At 53.1% G+C, this 18,742-nt stretch carries 20 protein-coding genes; 18 read left to right on the top strand and 2 right to left on the bottom strand.

The window, feature by feature from the left end; genetic code table 11:
* The first annotated feature begins 78 nt into the window (after positions 1–78).
* The 16 genes from ABKW30_RS17995 to ABKW30_RS17920 all read left to right on the top strand — a co-directional run bounded on the left by ABKW30_RS17995 (position 79) and on the right by ABKW30_RS17920 (position 14,728).
* Complete coding sequence (locus tag ABKW30_RS17995) at positions 79–1,707, top strand: CTP synthase (RefSeq protein ID WP_348600279.1); 1,629 nt, start codon at positions 79–81, stop codon at positions 1,705–1,707.
* Between the two features lie 53 nt (positions 1,708–1,760).
* Entirely contained in the window at positions 1,761–2,657 is an 897-nt protein-coding gene (locus ABKW30_RS17990; protein WP_348600278.1) for a VOC family protein, read from the top strand.
* A 1-nt stretch (position 2,658) separates the two neighbouring features.
* Entirely contained in the window at positions 2,659–3,489 is an 831-nt protein-coding gene (gene kdsA, locus ABKW30_RS17985) for a 3-deoxy-8-phosphooctulonate synthase (protein WP_348600277.1), read from the top strand.
* A 103-nt stretch (positions 3,490–3,592) separates the two neighbouring features.
* A complete protein-coding gene (locus tag ABKW30_RS17980) occupies positions 3,593–3,955 on the top strand; it encodes a PRC-barrel domain-containing protein (RefSeq protein ID WP_348600276.1) in 363 nt (120 codons plus the stop codon).
* Positions 3,956–4,101: 146 nt separating this feature from the next.
* A complete protein-coding gene (gene eno / locus ABKW30_RS17975; RefSeq protein WP_348600275.1) occupies positions 4,102–5,379 on the top strand; it encodes a phosphopyruvate hydratase in 1,278 nt (425 codons plus the stop codon).
* A gap of 183 nt (positions 5,380–5,562) precedes the next feature.
* Complete coding sequence (locus ABKW30_RS17970; protein ID WP_008128996.1) at positions 5,563–5,895, top strand: septum formation initiator family protein; 333 nt, start codon at positions 5,563–5,565, stop codon at positions 5,893–5,895.
* 128 nt (positions 5,896–6,023) lie between these two features.
* Complete coding sequence (gene pdhA, locus ABKW30_RS17965) at positions 6,024–7,055, top strand: pyruvate dehydrogenase (acetyl-transferring) E1 component subunit alpha (protein WP_348600274.1); 1,032 nt, start codon at positions 6,024–6,026, stop codon at positions 7,053–7,055.
* 13 nt (positions 7,056–7,068) lie between these two features.
* The gene (locus ABKW30_RS17960) at positions 7,069–8,472 is read left to right on the top strand and encodes a pyruvate dehydrogenase complex E1 component subunit beta (protein WP_348600273.1); all 1,404 of its coding nucleotides are present in this window, start codon (positions 7,069–7,071) and stop codon (positions 8,470–8,472) included.
* A 15-nt stretch (positions 8,473–8,487) separates the two neighbouring features.
* Complete coding sequence (locus ABKW30_RS17955; RefSeq protein ID WP_348600272.1) at positions 8,488–9,858, top strand: pyruvate dehydrogenase complex dihydrolipoamide acetyltransferase; 1,371 nt, start codon at positions 8,488–8,490, stop codon at positions 9,856–9,858.
* 8 nt (positions 9,859–9,866) lie between these two features.
* Entirely contained in the window at positions 9,867–10,505 is a 639-nt protein-coding gene (locus ABKW30_RS17950) for an SGNH/GDSL hydrolase family protein (RefSeq protein ID WP_348600271.1), read from the top strand.
* A gap of 18 nt (positions 10,506–10,523) precedes the next feature.
* A complete protein-coding gene (lpdA, locus tag ABKW30_RS17945) occupies positions 10,524–11,969 on the top strand; it encodes a dihydrolipoyl dehydrogenase (RefSeq protein ID WP_348600270.1) in 1,446 nt (481 codons plus the stop codon).
* A gap of 96 nt (positions 11,970–12,065) precedes the next feature.
* Positions 12,066–12,263: a hypothetical protein gene (locus ABKW30_RS17940; RefSeq protein ID WP_348600436.1), complete on the top strand. Its 198-nt coding sequence runs from the start codon at positions 12,066–12,068 to the stop codon at positions 12,261–12,263.
* A 15-nt stretch (positions 12,264–12,278) separates the two neighbouring features.
* Positions 12,279–12,560, top strand: coding sequence for a GlsB/YeaQ/YmgE family stress response membrane protein (locus ABKW30_RS17935; protein WP_008128983.1), 282 nt, complete (start codon positions 12,279–12,281; stop codon positions 12,558–12,560).
* A 282-nt stretch (positions 12,561–12,842) separates the two neighbouring features.
* Complete coding sequence (gene lipA / locus ABKW30_RS17930; RefSeq protein WP_348600269.1) at positions 12,843–13,808, top strand: lipoyl synthase; 966 nt, start codon at positions 12,843–12,845, stop codon at positions 13,806–13,808.
* Positions 13,809–13,811: 3 nt separating this feature from the next.
* Positions 13,812–14,285: a type II toxin-antitoxin system RatA family toxin gene (locus ABKW30_RS17925; protein WP_348600268.1), complete on the top strand. Its 474-nt coding sequence runs from the start codon at positions 13,812–13,814 to the stop codon at positions 14,283–14,285.
* 14 nt (positions 14,286–14,299) lie between these two features.
* Entirely contained in the window at positions 14,300–14,728 is a 429-nt protein-coding gene (locus ABKW30_RS17920; RefSeq protein WP_348600267.1) for a GNAT family N-acetyltransferase, read from the top strand.
* Here the strand turns inward: ABKW30_RS17920 and ABKW30_RS17915 are convergent.
* Positions 14,715–15,218: a CinA family protein gene (locus ABKW30_RS17915; RefSeq protein ID WP_348600266.1), complete on the bottom strand. Its 504-nt coding sequence runs from the start codon at positions 15,216–15,218 to the stop codon at positions 14,715–14,717. The genes ABKW30_RS17920 and ABKW30_RS17915 overlap by 14 nt on opposite strands.
* On the bottom strand, positions 15,215–16,456 hold the full coding sequence (locus ABKW30_RS17910; RefSeq protein WP_348600265.1) for a bifunctional 2-C-methyl-D-erythritol 4-phosphate cytidylyltransferase/2-C-methyl-D-erythritol 2,4-cyclodiphosphate synthase: 1,242 nt from the start codon (positions 16,454–16,456) through the stop codon (positions 15,215–15,217). The genes ABKW30_RS17915 and ABKW30_RS17910 overlap by 4 nt, the downstream gene beginning before the upstream one ends.
* A 153-nt stretch (positions 16,457–16,609) precedes the next feature.
* Between ABKW30_RS17910 and dusB the strand changes: the two genes are divergently transcribed.
* Positions 16,610–17,602, top strand: a complete 993-nt coding sequence (dusB, locus tag ABKW30_RS17905; RefSeq protein WP_348600264.1) for a tRNA dihydrouridine synthase DusB — start codon at positions 16,610–16,612, stop codon at positions 17,600–17,602.
* Positions 17,602–18,741, top strand: coding sequence for a nitrogen regulation protein NR(II) (locus ABKW30_RS17900; RefSeq protein ID WP_348600263.1), 1,140 nt, complete (start codon positions 17,602–17,604; stop codon positions 18,739–18,741). Before dusB ends, ABKW30_RS17900 begins: the two co-directional genes overlap by 1 nt.
* The last annotated feature ends 1 nt before the right edge of the window (position 18,742 follow it).

Below are 18,742 nucleotides of genomic sequence, written 5' to 3'. Positions count from 1 at the left end.
GATTTGTGCGGGAAAACGGCGCTTCTGCCGAATTTTTTTGTGGCCAAATCACTTGCAAAGGACTAACGAGATAAGCCCATGGCCCGATATGTTTTCATCACTGGCGGCGTGGTTTCTTCCCTCGGAAAAGGCATCGCTGCAGCCGCTTTGGCGGCACTCCTCCAGGCTCGTGGATACCGTGTACGGATTCGCAAGCTCGATCCTTATCTCAATGTCGACCCCGGTACGATGTCGCCTTATCAGCATGGCGAAGTGTTCGTAACCGATGATGGCGCTGAAACTGACCTTGATCTTGGTCACTATGAGCGTTTCACGGGGCGTCCTGCAAACAAGCAGGATAACATCACGACAGGGCGGATTTACCGCAATATTATCGAAAAGGAACGCCGCGGCGACTATCTCGGCGCAACTGTTCAGGTAATTCCTCACGTAACCGACGAGATCAAGAACTTCATTGTCGAAGGCAATGAGGATTATGATTTCGTGCTTTGTGAAATCGGTGGCACGGTCGGCGATATCGAAGCGATGCCGTTTCTTGAAGCAATCCGCCAGCTAGGCAACGATCTGCCGCGCGGAAGCGCGGTTTATATCCACCTGACACTTATGCCGTACATCCCGGCAGCGGGTGAACTCAAGACCAAGCCAACGCAGCACTCGGTCAAAGAGCTGCGTTCCATCGGTATTGCGCCTGATATTCTTCTCATTCGCGCTGATCGCGAGATTCCGGAATCCGAGCGTCGCAAGCTTTCGCTATTCTGTAACGTGCGGGCTTCGGCTGTTATTCAGGCGCTGGATGTCGATACGATTTATGATGTGCCTATGGCCTATCATGAAGAAGGTCTCGATTCAGAGGTACTGGCCGCATTCGGTATTGATCCTGCGCCAAAGCCTCGCATGGAACGTTGGGACGAAGTAAGCCAGCGTATCCATAATCCTGAAGGTGAGGTCACAATTGCCATCGTTGGTAAATATACCGGCCTGAAGGATGCCTATAAATCCCTGATTGAAGCGTTGCACCATGGCGGCATGGCCAACAAGGTAAAGGTCAATCTGGACTGGATTGAATCCGAGATATTCGAACAGGAAGATCCGACGCCTTACCTGCAGAAGGTACACGGTATTCTGGTGCCGGGTGGTTTTGGCGAGCGCGGTTCTGAAGGCAAGATACTTGCTGCCAAGTTTGCGCGTGAAAAGAAGGTGCCGTATTTCGGTATCTGCTTCGGCATGCAAATGGCTGTGATTGAGGCTGCCCGTTCATTGGCTGGTGTCGAAAAGGCATCATCCACCGAATTTGGCCCGGCAAGCGAGCCGGTTGTTGGCCTCATGACTGAGTGGCTCAAGGGCAATATGCTGGAGAAGCGGGCGCAGGCTGGCGATCTTGGCGGCACGATGCGCCTTGGTGCCTATGAAGCACTGCTAAAGTCCGGGACGCGTATTGCCGAGATTTACGGTTCTACGGATATTTCCGAGCGTCATCGGCACCGTTATGAGGTCAATATCGAGTACAAGGACCGCCTTGAAGAATGCGGTCTGGTATTCTCTGGCATGTCACCGGATGGCGTTTTGCCTGAAACAGTCGAATATCCCGACCATCCCTGGTTCATCGGTGTTCAATACCATCCCGAGTTGAAATCGCGTCCGTTTGAGCCACATCCATTGTTCGCATCGTTCATCAATGCGGCAATGGCGCAAAGCAGGCTGGTTTGATCTGCAAGGGTGTGACTTGAATTGCAATCCGCATTGAGGCACACCCTTTCACCATGAACACATCTTCACCACGTACACCCCGACCTGTTGATCATCTGGTTTTGCCCACGGCTGAGCTTGAAATTGCTCGTGGCCGTCTGGGGCAGCTTGGTTTCACGGTAGCGCCGGTCGGTGTCCATCCATTTGGTACAGAGAATGTATGTGTCTTCTTCAGCGATGACACGTTTCTGGAATCATTGGCTATAGGTCAGCGCGAGACGTGCGAGCAAGAAGCCAAGGCCGGCAACGTATTTGTTGCGCGAGACCAAGCTTACAGGTTCCGCAACGGACAAGAAGGCTTTTCAGCGCTTGTCATGGGCAGTAAAAATGCCAAGGCGGATCATCAGTCTTTCATTGAGGCAGGGATTTCGGCAGGCAATATTCTCGATTTTTCCCGGCCATTCATTTTGCCGGATGGAAAAGAGGACAGGGCCGGCTTCCGTCTTGCCTTTGCCGCTGATCTTCGTGCGCCTGATGTGTTCTTTTTTACCTGTGAGCGTATCAACACACCAAAAGTGGACCGAAGTGCATTGCAAGCACATGCGAACGGCGCTGCCGTTTTACGCGAGGTTGTTTTGTCCGAGATCAACCCCACAGATTTTCAGTATCCTTTGCAGGAAGTGCTTAATCAGCGCGATGTCAATGCGCACTCATTCGGCATGGATATCACTGCGGCTAACGCCAATATCACGGTGCTTACGCCATCCGGGCTACAGGCATTCTTCGGCATAGAAACATCAACGACGGAGCGCGGTTTGCGTCTGCAGGCTTTTGTTCTTGCTGTGCGTGATCTTGCGGCTGTTGAATCTTTGCTCACCAACAACAATATTCCCATCGAAAAGCGTGGCTCCCGCCTGATCGTGCATAAGGCACCAGGGCAGGGCGCTGCCATCGCATTTGAGGCTCTTTGATATGTCCCAGAATTCCACTGTTTCCGCTGGTAATGTTGCATTTTCCAACAGCGGCAAGCTCTCCCTTATTGCAGGTCCCTGCCAGATGGAAAGCCGTCAGCACGCCTTTGATATGGCTGGAGCGCTCAAGGAAATAACGGAGAAGCTGGGCATCGGCCTTGTGTACAAATCAAGCTTCGACAAGGCAAACCGCACGTCGCTCTCCGGTAAGCGTGGCTTTGGTCTGGAGAATTCATTACCGGTCTTTGCTGATATCAAAAAGGAATTCGGTCTTCCGACCCTGACCGATGTTCACACGGAAGAGCAGTGCGCAATCCTTGGTGAGGTTGTGGATGTCCTGCAAATTCCGGCATTTCTCTGCCGCCAAACCGATCTTCTGATTGCGGCTGCAAAGACTGGTAAAGTCGTCAATATCAAGAAAGGCCAGTTCCTCGCGCCTTGGGACATGAAGAATGTTGCTGCAAAAGTAACAGAGAGCGGCAATCCGAATGTGATGCTGACCGAGCGCGGTGCTTCCTTTGGTTACAATACGCTCGTCTCAGATATGCGTTCACTACCGATCATGGCAGGCTTCGGCACGCCCGTGATTTTCGATGCGACGCATTCGGTGCAGCAGCCAGGCGGGCAGGGTGGGTCGACCGGTGGTCAGCGCGAGTTCGTCGAAACCCTGTCACGCGCAGCTGTAGCTGTTGGCGTTGCAGGTGTATTTATCGAGACGCATCAAGACCCGGATAATGCTCCTTCTGACGGACCTAACATGGTGCCGCTGGATCAGATGCCCCGCCTGCTTGAAACTCTTCTGGAATTTGATCGCATAGCGAAATCCATTTAATCAAGGGGCGTAATTGTTCCACGATTAAAATTAAAGTTTTTTGCAACTCATGGGCAGGTTGACCCATTAACCCTTCATGCCAACGCAAGAAGGAGAGAGCAAAATGCCAACCGGTACAGGACATACAACTGCTATTCGCGCTTCGCGTGTCATCGGCACAAATGTTTACAACACTGCTGGTGAAAAGATGGGCGAGATCGAGGATGTCATGCTCGACAAGACGTCTGACAAGATCATGTTCGCAGTCATTGGCTTCGGTGGATTTCTTGGAATCGGCGAAAAGTATCATGCCGTACCTTGGTCGCTGTTGGACTATGACAAGGAGAATGGCGGCTATACTGTCGGGTTTACGCGCCAGCAGTTGGAGCAGGCTCCCGTACACAGCATTAGCGAGCTGACGGAGAATGACGGCCGCAAGGTCAGGGATATGTCATTCTCCTATTATAAGGTCGATAAGGCGGCTTAATGTCGCTGAATTCTGAAAAAGGCCGCTTTCGAGCGGCCTTTTTTTCGTTTTAATGCACAAATCGCCTTGTCAGGGTTTTCCTTGTCATCTTCATTCGCTATTCAGTTGCCAGCTTATGCTGTCCCACGTTTTCAAAAGGAACTCCCATGACTGCGATTGTCGATATTATTGGCCGTGAAATTCTGGATAGTCGTGGTAATCCGACTGTTGAAGTCGATGTCATTCTCGAAGATGGCTCCATGGGCCGCGCGGCTGTTCCCTCCGGTGCGTCCACTGGTGCCCATGAAGCTGTCGAGCTTCGCGATGGCGGCCCGCGTTATCTGGGCAAGGGCGTGCAAAAGGCAGTTGATGCGGTCAATGGCGAACTGTTCGATGCCATTGGTGGTCTTGAAGCTGAAAACCAGATTCACATCGACCAGACGATGATCGAGCTTGACGGTACACCGAACAAGAGCCGTCTTGGCGCCAATGCAATTCTCGGTGTTTCACTTGCGGTTGCCAAGGCGGCAGCTGAGGCATCAGGCTTGCCGCTTTACCGTTACCTTGGCGGTCCAAACGCACATGTTCTGCCAGTGCCAATGATGAACATCATCAACGGTGGTGCGCATGCGGACAATCCAATCGACTTTCAGGAATTCATGATCCTTCCTGTTGGCGCATCTTCTTTGGCAGAAGCGGTGCGCTATGGCTCCGAAGTGTTTCACACACTGAAGAAGCGCCTCAAGGATGCCGGCCACAATACCAATGTCGGTGATGAAGGCGGCTTTGCACCAAATCTGAAGTCGGCTGAGGAAGCCCTCGATTTTATCGTGGAATCGATTGAGAAAGCCGGTTTCAAGCCCGGTGAAGAAATCGCCATAGGTCTTGATTGTGCCGCAACGGAATTCTTCAAGGGTGGAAACTACGTTTATGAAGGCGACAACCAGACACGCAACCCGAAAGCCCAGGCCGAATATCTGGCCCAGCTCGTCGGCAATTATCCGATCATCACCGTCGAAGATGGCATGTCGGAAGATGATTGGGAAGGCTGGAAACACCTCACCGATCTCGTTGGAAAGAAATGCCAGCTCGTTGGCGACGATCTGTTCGTTACCAATTCTGCCCGCCTTCGCGATGGTATCAAGATGGGTGTCGCCAACTCGATCCTCGTTAAGGTCAACCAGATTGGCACATTGTCCGAAACCTTTGATGCCGTGGAAACTGCACACCGCGCTGGCTATACCGCGGTCATGTCGCATCGTTCAGGCGAAACTGAAGATTCTACGATTGCAGATCTCGCTGTTGCTACCAATTGCGGACAGATCAAGACGGGCTCGCTTGCGCGTTCGGATCGGGTCGCAAAGTACAATCAGTTGATCCGCATCGAGGAAGAGCTTGGCCCACAGGCAAGCTATGCGGGCCGCGGTATTTTCCGCTTTCTCTAGTATCTGATCACTTCGGATTTAAATGGCGGGCCTCGTGCCCGCCATTTTTGTTCATGGCCAAGTGATCCTAACCAAGCACGGTTTTCGCGTGCTGGTAATCGCCTGTTAAGCAAAACATTGTTTTATGAGTGCGTGACAAGTCAGGCCATTGTGACCTGATTCCGTAACGATCCGGATAAGGCAATGTGGACAAAACAGAGACGTAAAACCAGACGAGGGCGGTTGATTGTTCCGCTGCTCGCAGCCCTGTTTTTCGCCTATTTCGGCTTCCATGCCTATCACGGAGAGTATGGCCTTTACTCCACCATCAAACTGCAGGAACGCACGCAACTTCTTCAGGCTCAACTTGCTGCCGTCGTCGAGAATCGCAAGGAGCTTGAACGGCAGGTCAAACTTATGCATGATGGAACAATTGAGAAGGATATGCTTGACGAGCAAGCTCGCAAAGCACTGAACGTTTCGCGCCCGGATGAAGTCACGATAATGCGTGGTTCCGGCGATTTAGCTATTAACTGATATCCGGTTAATCGCTGTTTTGTTGTGTATTTTGAACGTCTTATTTGCATAGCACTTATTCGATTCTGCATATTGTAAGTTCTGCCCCTGCTGCTATTCTCTTGCGACCAAGTCACAGGGAGTGAGATATGGCCACGAGGGCGAAAAAAAGCCCTGCGCGTTCCGCGCAGACTTCTGCTGTAAAAGCACCAAAACCAATCGAATTCACCAAAGAACAAGAGCTGGAAGCCTACCGGCAGATGCTGTTGATCCGCCGTTTCGAAGAAAAGGCCGGTCAGCTCTACGGTATGGGCTTCATCGGCGGCTTCTGTCACCTTTACATCGGACAGGAAGCAGTCGTAACCGGTATGCAGATGTCGCTGAAGGAAGGCGACCAGAATATCACCGGTTATCGTGATCACGGTCACATGCTTGCTTGCGGTATGAGCCCGCGCGGGGTGATGGCTGAGCTGACCGGACGTCGCGGCGGCCTTTCCAAGGGCAAGGGCGGCTCGATGCACATGTTCTCCAAGGAGAAGCATTTCTACGGCGGCCATGGCATCGTTGGTGCGCAGGTTTCGCTCGGAACCGGTCTGGCCTTCGCCAACCGCTATCGCGACAATGGCAATGTTTCGCTCGCATATTTCGGCGATGGCGCTGCCAATCAGGGTCAGGTCTATGAAAGCTTCAACATGGCATCGCTATGGAAGCTTCCTGTGATCTACATCATTGAAAACAACCGCTATGCAATGGGTACTTCGGTTTCCCGCGCATCGGCCGAGACTGATTTCTCCAAGCGCGGTCTTTCATTCAACATTCCCGGTATTCAGGTGGATGGCATGGATGTTCGTGCTGTACACGCTGCAGCCGAGGAAGCGACAGCCTGGGCCCGTACGGGCAAGGGCCCGATGATCCTTGAAATGCAGACCTACCGGTATCGTGGTCACTCCATGTCGGACCCGGCCAAGTACCGTTCGAAGGACGAAGTGCAGAAGATGCGCTCCGATCATGACCCAATTGAGCAGGTGAAGAACCGGTTGATCGAGAAAGGATGGTCCAGTGAGGACGATCTGAAGAAGATCGATAAGGACGTTCGCGATATCGTTGCAGATGCTGCCGATTTCGCTCAGTCCGATCCGGAGCCGGATGCATCCGAGCTTTACACCGACATTTTGCTCTAAGGGAGGCGCAACCATGCCTGTAGATATTCTGATGCCAGCGCTCTCGCCTACTATGGAAGAGGGCAAACTTTCCAAATGGCTGAAAAAGGAAGGCGATAAGGTTACCTCGGGTGACATTCTCGCAGAAATTGAAACCGACAAGGCAACGATGGAAGTCGAAGCCGTGGACGAAGGCACAATCGGCAAGATTCTTATCGCCGAGGGTACCGATGGCGTTAAAGTAAACACTGTGATTGCCGTATTGCTCGGTGATGGTGAAAGCGCTGACGATGCCGCTGCGCCAAAGGCCGAGACTCCTGCCAAGGCGGAAGAAGCGCCAGCAGAGGCTAAATCCGAAGCTCCGAAGCAGGAAGAAGCGTCTGAAAAGGCCGGTGTTCCTGCTGCTCCGAAGACTGAAGTGGCTGCCGATCCGGATATTCCGGCAGGCACGGAGATGGTTTCGACAACTGTTCGCGAAGCTTTGCGCGACGCAATGGCTGAAGAAATGCGCCGCGACGACACAGTGTTCGTCATGGGTGAAGAAGTTGCCGAGTATCAGGGCGCTTACAAGATCACTCAGGGTCTTCTGGACGAGTTCGGCCCGCGCCGCGTTGTTGATACACCAATTACCGAGCATGGCTTTGCCGGTGTTGGCGTTGGTGCTGCGATGACTGGTTTGCGCCCGATCGTAGAGTTCATGACATTCAACTTTGCCATGCAGGCAATCGACCAGATTTTGAACTCTGCGGCCAAGACGCTCTATATGTCCGGCGGTCAGATGGGCGCGCCTATGGTGTTCCGTGGTCCAAGCGGCGCGGCATCCCGTGTGGCGGCTCAGCATTCGCAGTGTTATGCGGCTTGGTACAGCCATATTCCCGGCTTGAAAGTCGTCATGCCTTATTCGGCTGCTGACGCAAAAGGTTTGCTGAAGGCTGCAATCCGCGATCCCAACCCGGTCATCTTTCTTGAGAACGAAATCCTTTACGGCCACTCCTTCGATGTGCCGAAGCTCGATGATTTCGTCCTGCCTATCGGCAAGGCTCGCATCCACAAAAAGGGCAAGGATGTCACGCTCGTCTCCTTCGGTATCGGCATGAACTATACGGTGAAGGCTGAGGTGGAGCTTGCGAAATTGGGGATTGACGCGGAAATCATCGATCTGCGCACGATTCGCCCGATGGACATTCCAACGGTAGTGGAATCGGTAAAGAAGACAGGCCGTCTTGTAACGATTGAGGAAGGCTACCCGCAGTCGTCCGTTGGTACCGAAATCGCTACCCGCGTCATGCAGCAGGCATTCGACTATCTCGATGCACCAATCCTCACGATTGCGGGCAAGGACGTTCCAATGCCTTACGCCGCCAATCTGGAAAAGCTGGCATTGCCGAACATTCAGGAAATCATCGACGCCGTCAAAGCTGTGACCTACACAGCGTAAGGGGAGGAAATCGATATGCCGATCAATATCACCATGCCGGCGCTTTCTCCCACGATGGAAGAGGGCAATCTTGCCAAATGGCTCGTCAAGGAAGGCGATAAGGTTGGTCCCGGCGATGTAATTGCCGAGATTGAAACTGACAAGGCGACGATGGAAGTCGAAGCGGTCGATGAGGGCACTGTTGCCAAGATTGTCGTTCCGGCAGGCACAGAAGGCGTCAAGGTCAATGCATTGATTGCAATTCTTGCAGCCGAAGGCGAAGATGTTGGTGCTGCCGCCAAGGGCGGCGGTGACGCTGCTCCAGCCAAGGCTGAAGCAACAGAAGAAAAGAAAGCTGAGCCTGCTGCGGAAGCCCCCAAGGCAGAGACACCCAAGGCTGAGCCAGCCAAAGCGGAAGCTCCAAAGCAGGCAGCCGCATCGGCACCTGCGGAGGCCAAGTCCGGTGAACGTCCATTCTCATCTCCGCTGGCGCGTCGCATTGCCAAGGATGCCGGTGTCGACCTATCCGCTGTCACTGGTACCGGCCCTCATGGCCGTGTGATCAAGAAGGATGTTGAAGCAGCCATCGCTGGTGGCGGTGCAAAAGCCGCTGCTCCAGCGGCGGCAGCATCAGCTGCCCCTGCAGCACCGAAGCCTATGTCTGATGATGCTGTGCTCAAGTTGTTTGCCGAAGGCTCTTACGAGTTGGTACCGCATGACGGTATGCGCAAGACAATCGCCAAGCGTCTTCTTGAGGCAAAGTCGACAGTTCCGCATTTCTATCTCACTGTCGATTGCGAGCTTGATGCTCTGTTGGCTCTGCGCCAGCAGATCAATCTTGCCGCTCCCATGCGCAAGACCGATAAGGGCGATGTGCCGGTCTACAAGTTGTCGGTCAACGACATGATCATCAAGGCGATGGCTTTGGCTCTGCGCGATGTTCCGGAAGCCAATGTTTCCTGGACCGAAAGCAACATGGTCAAGCACAAGCATTCCGATGTGGGTGTTGCTGTTTCCATTCCTGGCGGTCTGATCACGCCAATTATCCGCAAGGCTGAAGAGAAAACATTGTCTGCCATTTCCAACGAAATGAAAGACTTGGCCAAGCGTGCGCGTGATCGCAAGTTGAAGCCAGAAGAGTATCAGGGCGGTACGACTGCGGTGTCCAATCTTGGCATGTTCGGGGTGAAAGACTTTGCGGCGATCATCAATCCGCCTCACGCGACTATCCTTGCCATCGGTGCAGGTGAAGAACGTGCCGTGGTGAAAAAGGGCGAGATCAAGATTGCCACAGTGATGTCTGTTACGCTTTCGACGGATCACCGCGCTGTTGATGGTGCCTTGGGCGCAGAACTCGCTCAGGCATTCAAACGCCACATTGAAAACCCAATGGGTATGCTGGTCTGAGTAGCACCATGAAAACAGTCCTCTGCTATGGCGATTCACTGACCTGGGGTTATATCCCGGACGGGTCGGGTCGCCATGCATTGGAGGACCGCTGGCCGCAGGTGCTTCAGGCTGAGCTTGGAGCAGGTGTCAATGTTATTGCTGATGGCTTGAATGGTCGAACGACCGCCTATGATGATCATTTGTCAGGATTTCAAAGGAATGGTGCCAAGACACTGACCACTGTGCTTGGAACCCATTTTCCTCTTGATCTGATCATGATCATGCTCGGCACGAATGATATGAAGACGTTTATCTGTGGCAATGCGCAGGGTACCAAACGTGGCATGCAGCGATTGATCGAGATCGTCCGTACGACGCCATATCAGTTGAATGCCAAGCCGCCGCAGATTCTTGTCATGTCCCCGCCCGCATTGGGCGAAACGGAAGGGCCGGAATTCCGGCTTACCTTCGAGCAAGGCGTCGAGCAGTCGCGTTTGCTTGCCGAGTTCTATCGTGATGCGGCGGACTTTGCCGGTTGCGCTTTCTTCGACGCGGGTTCGGTGGCGAAAGTATCGCCGCTCGATGGTGTACATCTTGATGCAGAAAATACACGGGCAATCGGCAAGGCCGTTGCACCAATCGTTCGAGACATACTCGATCTTTAATTCAGGAGGACAATGGTCTTGGCCAATAATTACGACGTGATCATCATTGGTTCTGGCCCCGGCGGCTATGTCACCGCAATCCGCTCGGCGCAGCTTGGCCTCAAGACAGCGATCGTGGAGCGTGAGCATCTTGGTGGCATATGCCTCAACTGGGGCTGTATTCCAACCAAGGCACTGCTGCGATCTGCCGAAATTTTCCATTATGGTCAGCACGCAAAAGACTACGGGCTAACAATCGAAGGCAAGATTTCCGCAGACATCAAAGCTGTCGTGCAGCGTTCTCGCGGCGTTTCGGCACGTTTGAATGCTGGTATCGGCTTCCTGATGAAGAAGAACAAGGTTGATGTTATCTGGGGCGAGGCCAAACTCTCGAAGCCGGGCGAGATCATTGTTTCCAAGACTTCAAAGAAGCCTATGGAGCCGCAGAATCCTGTTCCCAAGAATGCGCAGGGCGAGGGCACCTACACAGCCAAGCATATTATTCTCGCTACAGGCGCGCGGCCTCGTGCGTTGCCCGGCATTGAGCCGGATGGCAAGCTGATCTGGACTTATTTCGAAGCCATGATCCCGCCTGAAATGCCTAAATCCCTCGTTGTGATGGGGTCTGGCGCGATTGGTATCGAGTTTGCATCCTTCTACCGCACCATGGGTGCAGACGTAACCGTGGTCGAACTTCTGCCGAATGTCATGCCTGTGGAAGATGCAGAGATTTCTGCCATCGCCCGCAAGCAGTTCGAAAAGCAAGGTATGAAGATCATCACCGAAGCCAAGGTAACGAAGGTCGAGAAGGGGGCAAACTCTATTACAGCCCATGTTGAGACCAAGGATGGCAAGGTCGAAAAGATCACTGCTGATCGGTTGATTTCAGCGGTAGGTGTTCAGGGCAATATCGAAAATCTCGGCCTTGAAGCCCTTGGCGTGAAGACTGATCGCGGCTGCGTTGTTATCGATGGCTACGGCAAGACTAACGTTCCGGGTATCTATGCGATTGGTGATGTGGCCGGTCCGCCCATGTTGGCACACAAGGCTGAACATGAAGGCGTTATTTGCGTCGAGAAGATCGCCAATGTTCCCGGTGTTCATCCTATGGAAAAAGACAAGATTCCGGGCTGCACCTATTGTCATCCGCAGGTCGCATCTGTCGGCCTGACTGAAGCCAAGGCCAAGGAAGGCGGCCGTGAAATTCGCGTCGGACGCTTCCAGTTCGCTGCAAATGGCAAGGCCATTGCACTTGGTGAAGATCAGGGGCTGGTCAAGACAATCTTTGACAAGAAGACCGGGCAGTTGATCGGTGCGCATATGGTTGGTGCGGAGGTTACCGAGTTGATACAGGGCTTTGTCGTTGCCATGAACCTGGAAACGACTGAAGAAGAACTCATGCATACGGTATTCCCGCACCCTACCTTGTCTGAAATGATGAAGGAAAGCGTGCTTGATGCCTATGGCCGTGTACTCAACGCGTAACGTGTAAGCGCAAAGGAAGGGAATTCTACGCTGGTAACTATCAAGGACAGCAGGCCTTGGATCAGTTTTTCGTGGTCGATCCTGAAATGGTCGACTCTGATCGGGATTCTGCTTGGGTTCGTACCCGCTGCCTTGAGTCTGGTTTCGGGTAACACCATATCGGTAAACGGCACGGAAATTTCCGGCTGGACCGGTGTTTGGGTCGTCACTTTTGCCTGTGGTTTGGGTGGTTTTCTATTCGGTGCTATATGGGCCTTGGTGTTTCGTGCCATTGCCCTTGCATCCGGGCGCTAGAAAGGAACGAAGAAGATGGATCAGCCAGTAGTCGGTATCATGGGCATGCCCGAAGTGGGTTTCTTCGGCATGCTGGTTATCGGTTTCATTGCAGGTTATATCGCCGAAAAGGCGATGAACCGCGATCATGGGCTTTTCACCAACATTCTGGTCGGCATCGCCGGTTCGTTTGTTGGAGGAACGCTGGCAGGTCTGGTGAATTTCAATTTCTACGGATTCTTTGGAAATCTGATCGTTGCGACAGTTGGCGCAATTCTCATCCTGTGGGTCTTTGGTAAAGCCAAAGCCGCAAGCTAGAGCAAGTTTTGTTTATATAGAGTCATTCTGCCGGAGGGAATTCATGGACAAGGTCGAGGGATTTGGCAAGACCGATGTTTATCCATCGGGCGATGATAAAGCCCGAAGGATTTGGCCTGAATTCACCCGGCCCTTGGGGTTTCCGGCTGACGGCCAACCACTTTGTCATGCAGCTTCGTTCGATGGAACCACATCGCCCTCGCTGCCTTCCGCGTGGATTGCCTCGTCATCCGAGAAACAGAATGTGCTCGATATAAACAAAATTTGCTCTAGGATATCCTAATGGTAACGGTACTCGACACGATTGATCAAAAACGGCGTCTGCGCCATCCGGAAAAGGCTAATCGCCCCGATACGGAGCTTTTGAAGAAGCCTGACTGGATTCGCGTCAAAGCCCCGATCTCCAAGGGCTACTCTGAAACACGTGATATCGTTCGGTCGCACAATCTTGTAACCGTTTGCGAGGAAGCCGGTTGCCCGAATATTGGTGAGTGCTGGGACAAGAAGCACGCGACCTTCATGATCATGGGCGAAATCTGCACCCGCGCCTGCGCATTCTGTAATGTTGCGACCGGCTTGCCGAAGGCACTTGACCGCGAAGAACCGGACAATGTGGGCAAGGCCGTTCTAAAGATGGGTCTCCAGCACGTCGTTATTACATCTGTTGATCGTGATGATCTTGCCGATGGCGGTGCACAGCACTTTGCCGATGTAATCCTGGCTATCCGCCGCATTTCACCCGGCACGACTATCGAGATTTTGACGCCTGACTTTCTGCGCAAGCCCGGCGCACTTGAAATCGTGGTTGCCGCACGACCTGACGTTTTCAATCACAATCTCGAAACTGTGCCTTCAAACTATCTCAAGGTTCGTCCGGGTGCCCGTTATTTCCATTCAATCCGCCTGCTGCAACGCGTGAAGGAAATTGACCCGACGATTTTCACCAAATCCGGTATCATGGTTGGGCTAGGGGAAGAGCGGAACGAGGTTCTGCAGCTTATGGACGACCTTCGCTCTGCCGATGTGGATTTCATGACAATTGGCCAGTACCTGCAGCCAACCCGCAAGCATCACGCTGTTTTGAATTATGTCACGCCGGACGAATTCAAATCCTATGCAACGATTGCCAAGACAAAGGGCTTCCTCGTTGTTGCTTCAAGCCCATTGACGCGTTCCTCACACCATGCGGGAGAAGATTTCGCCAGATTGAGAGCTGCACGCGAGGCGTTGCACGCAAGCCGCGCCTGATCGATGCCGAAGTTTGATACGAACCGACCGGTTGCCCATCGCGCCGAACAGATGTTTGATCTGGTCGCTGACGTGGAAAAATATCCGCAGTTTTTGCCAATGTGCGAAAGCTTGAAAGTGCGCTCCCGTAAAGAACGGGATGGCAAGGTCCTGCTTATAGCGGACATGACAGTCGGCTATAAACTCATCCGCGAAACCTTCACCAGTCAGGTGCTGCTGAAGCGTGAGGAAAACATCATTGAGACCAAGTATATCGATGGTCCGTTTCGTTATCTGGATAATCGATGGCAGTTCGTTCCTGATGCGAACCCTGAGCACTCAACAGTGAAATTTTACATCGACTACGAGTTCAAGAGCCGGACCCTTGGGTTTCTCATGGGTTCGATGTTCGACATCGCGTTCCGGAAATTCACTGAAGCATTCGAAAAACGTGCCGACGCCATTTATGGTATGGACGGTAAATCTCCAGTCGCCTGAAAAGAGCTTTAGCCGTGCAGCACGAAAATCCCGATTATCAGCTCAGCGTCGAAACTCCATCTGTAGATGATTATCTGCGTCTACGGGTGATATCGGGATTAAGTCCCAAGGGCCGTGAAGCTGCGGAAACCGGCCTACCCAATACAATTCATGCTGCGATCATTCGGTATCAGGAGCAGGCTGTCGCGATGGGTAGGATCATTGGTGACAATGGTTGCTTTTATCAAGTTGTCGATATTGCTGTCGATCCTGAGCATCAGGGTCGGGGCTTGGGTAAGATGATTGTCGAAAACCTTGTTGATTATGTGCAGGCCAATGCGCCGGATGGAGCTTATTGCAGCCTGATCGCTGATGGTCCCGCCAAATATCTCTATGAAAAATTTGGCTTTAAGCCGGTTACTCCGAAGTCGATTGGTATGGCGTTCAAGGTTACGCGTTCTTAGCTTCAAGCGCGGAAAGCGCCATGTCGAGCGCTACATTAACCGCAGCCATACGGATCGAAGCTCGCCCCCGATCTTCGAAAATGTGCCGCGCCGCAATTGGCGGCTGTCCCTTCAGAGCCAATCCAAACCATACGAGACCGACTGGCTTTTGCTGTGATCCGCCACCGGGGCCTGCAATGCCTGTAACCGAGATTGCGATACCGGCGCGAGAATGAGCGATGACTCCAGCTGCCATGGCCAGCGCCACCTGCTCGGAAACAGCGCCGTATTGTTCTATCAGCTCAGTCGGAACGCCAAGCATTTCGTGCTTGGCCTCGTTGGAATAGGTCACAAAACTTCTATCAAAGACATCGGAAGAGCCGCCAATATCAGTCAGAGAAGCAGCTATAAGGCCGCCGGTGCAGGATTCGGCAGTTGCAAGCGTGATGCTTTTGCGGCGGCACGCTTCCAGCAGTGCAACAGCCTTCTCTTCTGCAATAAGCCCGCTCATTCCGGTAATCCACCCGGATAAATGACTGATGCTGTTGCTATCGCAGCGATGCCTTCCTCACGTCCGATAAAGCCTAGTTTTTCGTTTGTTGTCGCCTTGATGGAAATGCGGTCCGGTGTAATTCCCAGCATTCCGGCCAAAGCGGCTGTCATGGCTTCACGGTGTGGCCCGACTTTTGGAGCTTCACAGATCAGGGTAATGTCGGCATTGGCGATCCTTCCGCCAGCCTCTTTCACGATCTTCACGGCATGTTCGACGAAGATGTGTGATGCAGCGCCTTTCCATTGGGGATCAGAAGGCGGAAAGTGTGTGCCGATGTCCCCGGCACCGCGCGTGGCCAATAGAGCGTCGGTCAGAGCATGCAAAGCCACATCTGCATCAGAATGCCCTGACAACTTCTTGTCATGCTTGATAAAAACACCCGCCAGCCAGACACCATCGCCCGCTTCGAATGCATGAACATCATATCCATTGCCGGTCCGCACATCCGGGAAAGCAGATTGCTTCTGTGACAGGCGGTCATCGGCCATTTCAATATCCTTTGCCCATGTTAGCTTCGTGTTGTCTGCCGAGCCATCGACGATCCGGACGGGTAACCCGTGCCATTCGGCAATCGCGGAATCGTCGGTGAAATCAGAACGACCTGCAGCAAAAGCCGCGTTGTGTGCATCGAGAATTGGTGCGTATGGAAATGCCTGAGGGGTTTGAGCGGCATATAGCCCGGCACGAGGCACAGTAGCGCTTACCATCGCATCGTGACCGGCCGCCTTCAGTGTATCGGACACTGCCAGAACAGGCAAAACGCCGATATGGGGCGTAAGGTTGAAAATAACGCGTTCGAGCAAATCTGCGGCAATAAACGGCCTTACACCATCATGAATAAGAACGTGATCGATTTCTGCGCCATTCAATGCAAGCAAACCCAGTCGGGTTGATTCCTGCCGCGTCGGCCCTCCAGTGACAGCTTTTACCTTGCCGGTAAAATCACCCAGTGCTTGTGCGAACAGTGCATCATCCTCCTTATGGATAACAACCACGACCTGATTTATCAGGGGACAGCCAAGAAAAGCGCGTACAGTGTGCATAAGCACAGCTTCGCCGCCGATCCTGCGATATTGCTTCGGACCCTCGACGCTCTGTCCGGCACGTTCGCCGCGTCCTGCTGCTACGATGACGGCAGCTACCCGCAGTTTGTTGTCGTCAGTCTTGGCAGGCACAATTCTCTCCAATTGGTCCATCTGCGTTACCCTTTGCCAAAGCGAAAGGCCAGAGTTTTCGACTAAACAAGGTCGAAAACTGATCACAGAAAGACGCGGTTTGCCTTGCGAAGTGGCACAATCGTGTCTAAAGGATAGGCTATTATAAAATTGCATACGAAACAGGCAGGGCTGGTGACCGATTTAAAGCAACCATTGGCAGTAGGCGGCGTAGAATTGCGCAATCGCGTATTTCTGGCGCCTATGTCCGGTGTGTCTGACCTGCCATTTCGCCAACTCGCCTGGCAGGCGGGTGCTGGCATGGTCGTGTCTGAAATGGTTGCCAGTGCGGAGCTTTGCACTCGGGAGCGAGGCAATTTATTGCGTCTCAAGGGCGACGGGCTGGGCACGCATGTGGTTCAAATCGCTGGACGCGAGACGAGGTGGATGGCGGAAGCTGCCCGTATCGCTGAAGGCGAGGGTGCTCACATCGTCGACATCAATATGGGCTGCCCGGCGAAGAAGGTAACAGGCGGCCTGTCGGGTTCCGCCCTGATGCGCGATCTCGACCATGCTTTGACGCTGATCGAAGCAACCATTGAAGCGGTCAAAGTGCCGGTGACGCTGAAAATGCGCCTTGGTTGGGACGATGATACAATCAATGCGCCGGAGCTTGCATTGCGGGCAGAGCAGGCCGGCGTGCAGATGATAACCGTGCATGGCCGCACACGCTGTCAATTCTATGAAGGCAAGGCTGATTGGCGTGCCATTCATGCCGTCCGCGATGTGATTTCCATCCCGCTGGTTGCCAATGGCGATGTCGTCAGTCGAGATGATGCTGTTGGTATATTGGAAGCGTCCGGTGCGGATGCTGTGATGGTAGGTCGTGGTTCATATGGCCAGCCCTGGCTGCCGGGGTGGATCGCCAGTGACAACGCCGGGGATGCTCCCGAGACTGTGGCCGACTACGCTGTGGCCCATTACGAAGCAATGCTTGCGCATTATGGCGAGACCACAGGTATTCGCCATGCACGCAAACATCTTGGCTGGTATCTGGATTTGCATGGCGTTGATATCGGGCCGGCAACACGAGCTTCCATCATGACAGAAACGAACTCATTGCTTGTAGTGAGACGTTTACATGATGCTTTGAGCCGCCCGCAGACAGATTTGAAGAAAGTTGCTTGATGACGATATCGGAAGACACGCTTGCAAGCATGGTTCTCAATTCATTGCGGCATCCCGTTATAATGCTGGATGAGGCAGGCTATATCTCGTATGCAAATGCCGATGCGGAAGCGTTCTTTCGCTCAAGCGCCACAATCCTGAACCGAAATACCCTCGATATGCTGCTGCCCTTTGGCAGCCCGCTATTGGCGCTGGTCAAGCAGGTACGCGAGAGCCCATCGCCTGTAAACGAGTATCGTGTTGATGTTTCGTCTCCGCGGCTCGGTCAGGACCGTATTGTTGATCTCTATGTTACGCCGGTAAGCGAATCGCCCGGTTCTATAGTCATCTTGTTCAAAGAGCGGTCCATGGCGGAGAAACTTGATCGCCAGATGACGCATAGAGGTGCGGCACGCTCCGTGACGGGGCTCGCCTCCATGCTCGCACATGAGATCAAGAATCCGCTTTCGGGTATCCGCGGTGCGGCTCAACTCCTCGAAATGGGCCTCAATGATGATGATCGGGCGCTGACGCGCCTGATCACTGATGAAACCGATCGTATCGTGTCACTTGTGGACCGTATGGAAGTGTTTTCAGATGAGCGCCCCATCGAACGGGAAGCTGTCAACATTCATGTGGTTCTCGATCACGTCAAAGCTATCGCCAAGAATGGGTTCGCCAACCACATAAAGTTTCACGAGGATTATGATCCTTCACTGCCTTATGTTTTCGCCAATCGCGATCAGCTTGTGCAGATATTTCTCAATCTTGTGAAAAATGCAGCGGAATCCATTGGGGCAAACGAGCCGGGTGAGATTACCCTTTCCACAGCGTTTCGTCCGGGTATCAGGCTGTCTGTACCGGGCATGCGTAATCGTGTTTCGCTTCCGCTTGAGTTCTGCGTTTCCGATACGGGCGCGGGTGTTTCTCCCGATATCATGCCGCATCTGTTCGATCCTTTCGTCACGACGAAGCCAAATGGTTCGGGCCTCGGGCTCGCGTTGGTCGCAAAAATTGTTGGTGATCATGGCGGCGTGATCGAATGTGATTCATTTCCGCGTAAAACCACTTTCCGGATTTTGATGCCTGCATGGCAAAGCGGTCCGCTCGATGATGATCATGCAGATGACAATCCATACCCCACCAAGACAGGATTCTGAT

The sequence above is a fragment of the Phyllobacterium sp. SB3 genome, from assembly GCF_040009165.1.
GTDB lineage: Bacteria > Pseudomonadota > Alphaproteobacteria > Rhizobiales > Rhizobiaceae > Phyllobacterium.
The sequence above is the reverse complement of the archived record's forward strand: the minus strand, read 5'-3'. Positions and strand labels throughout refer to the sequence as shown.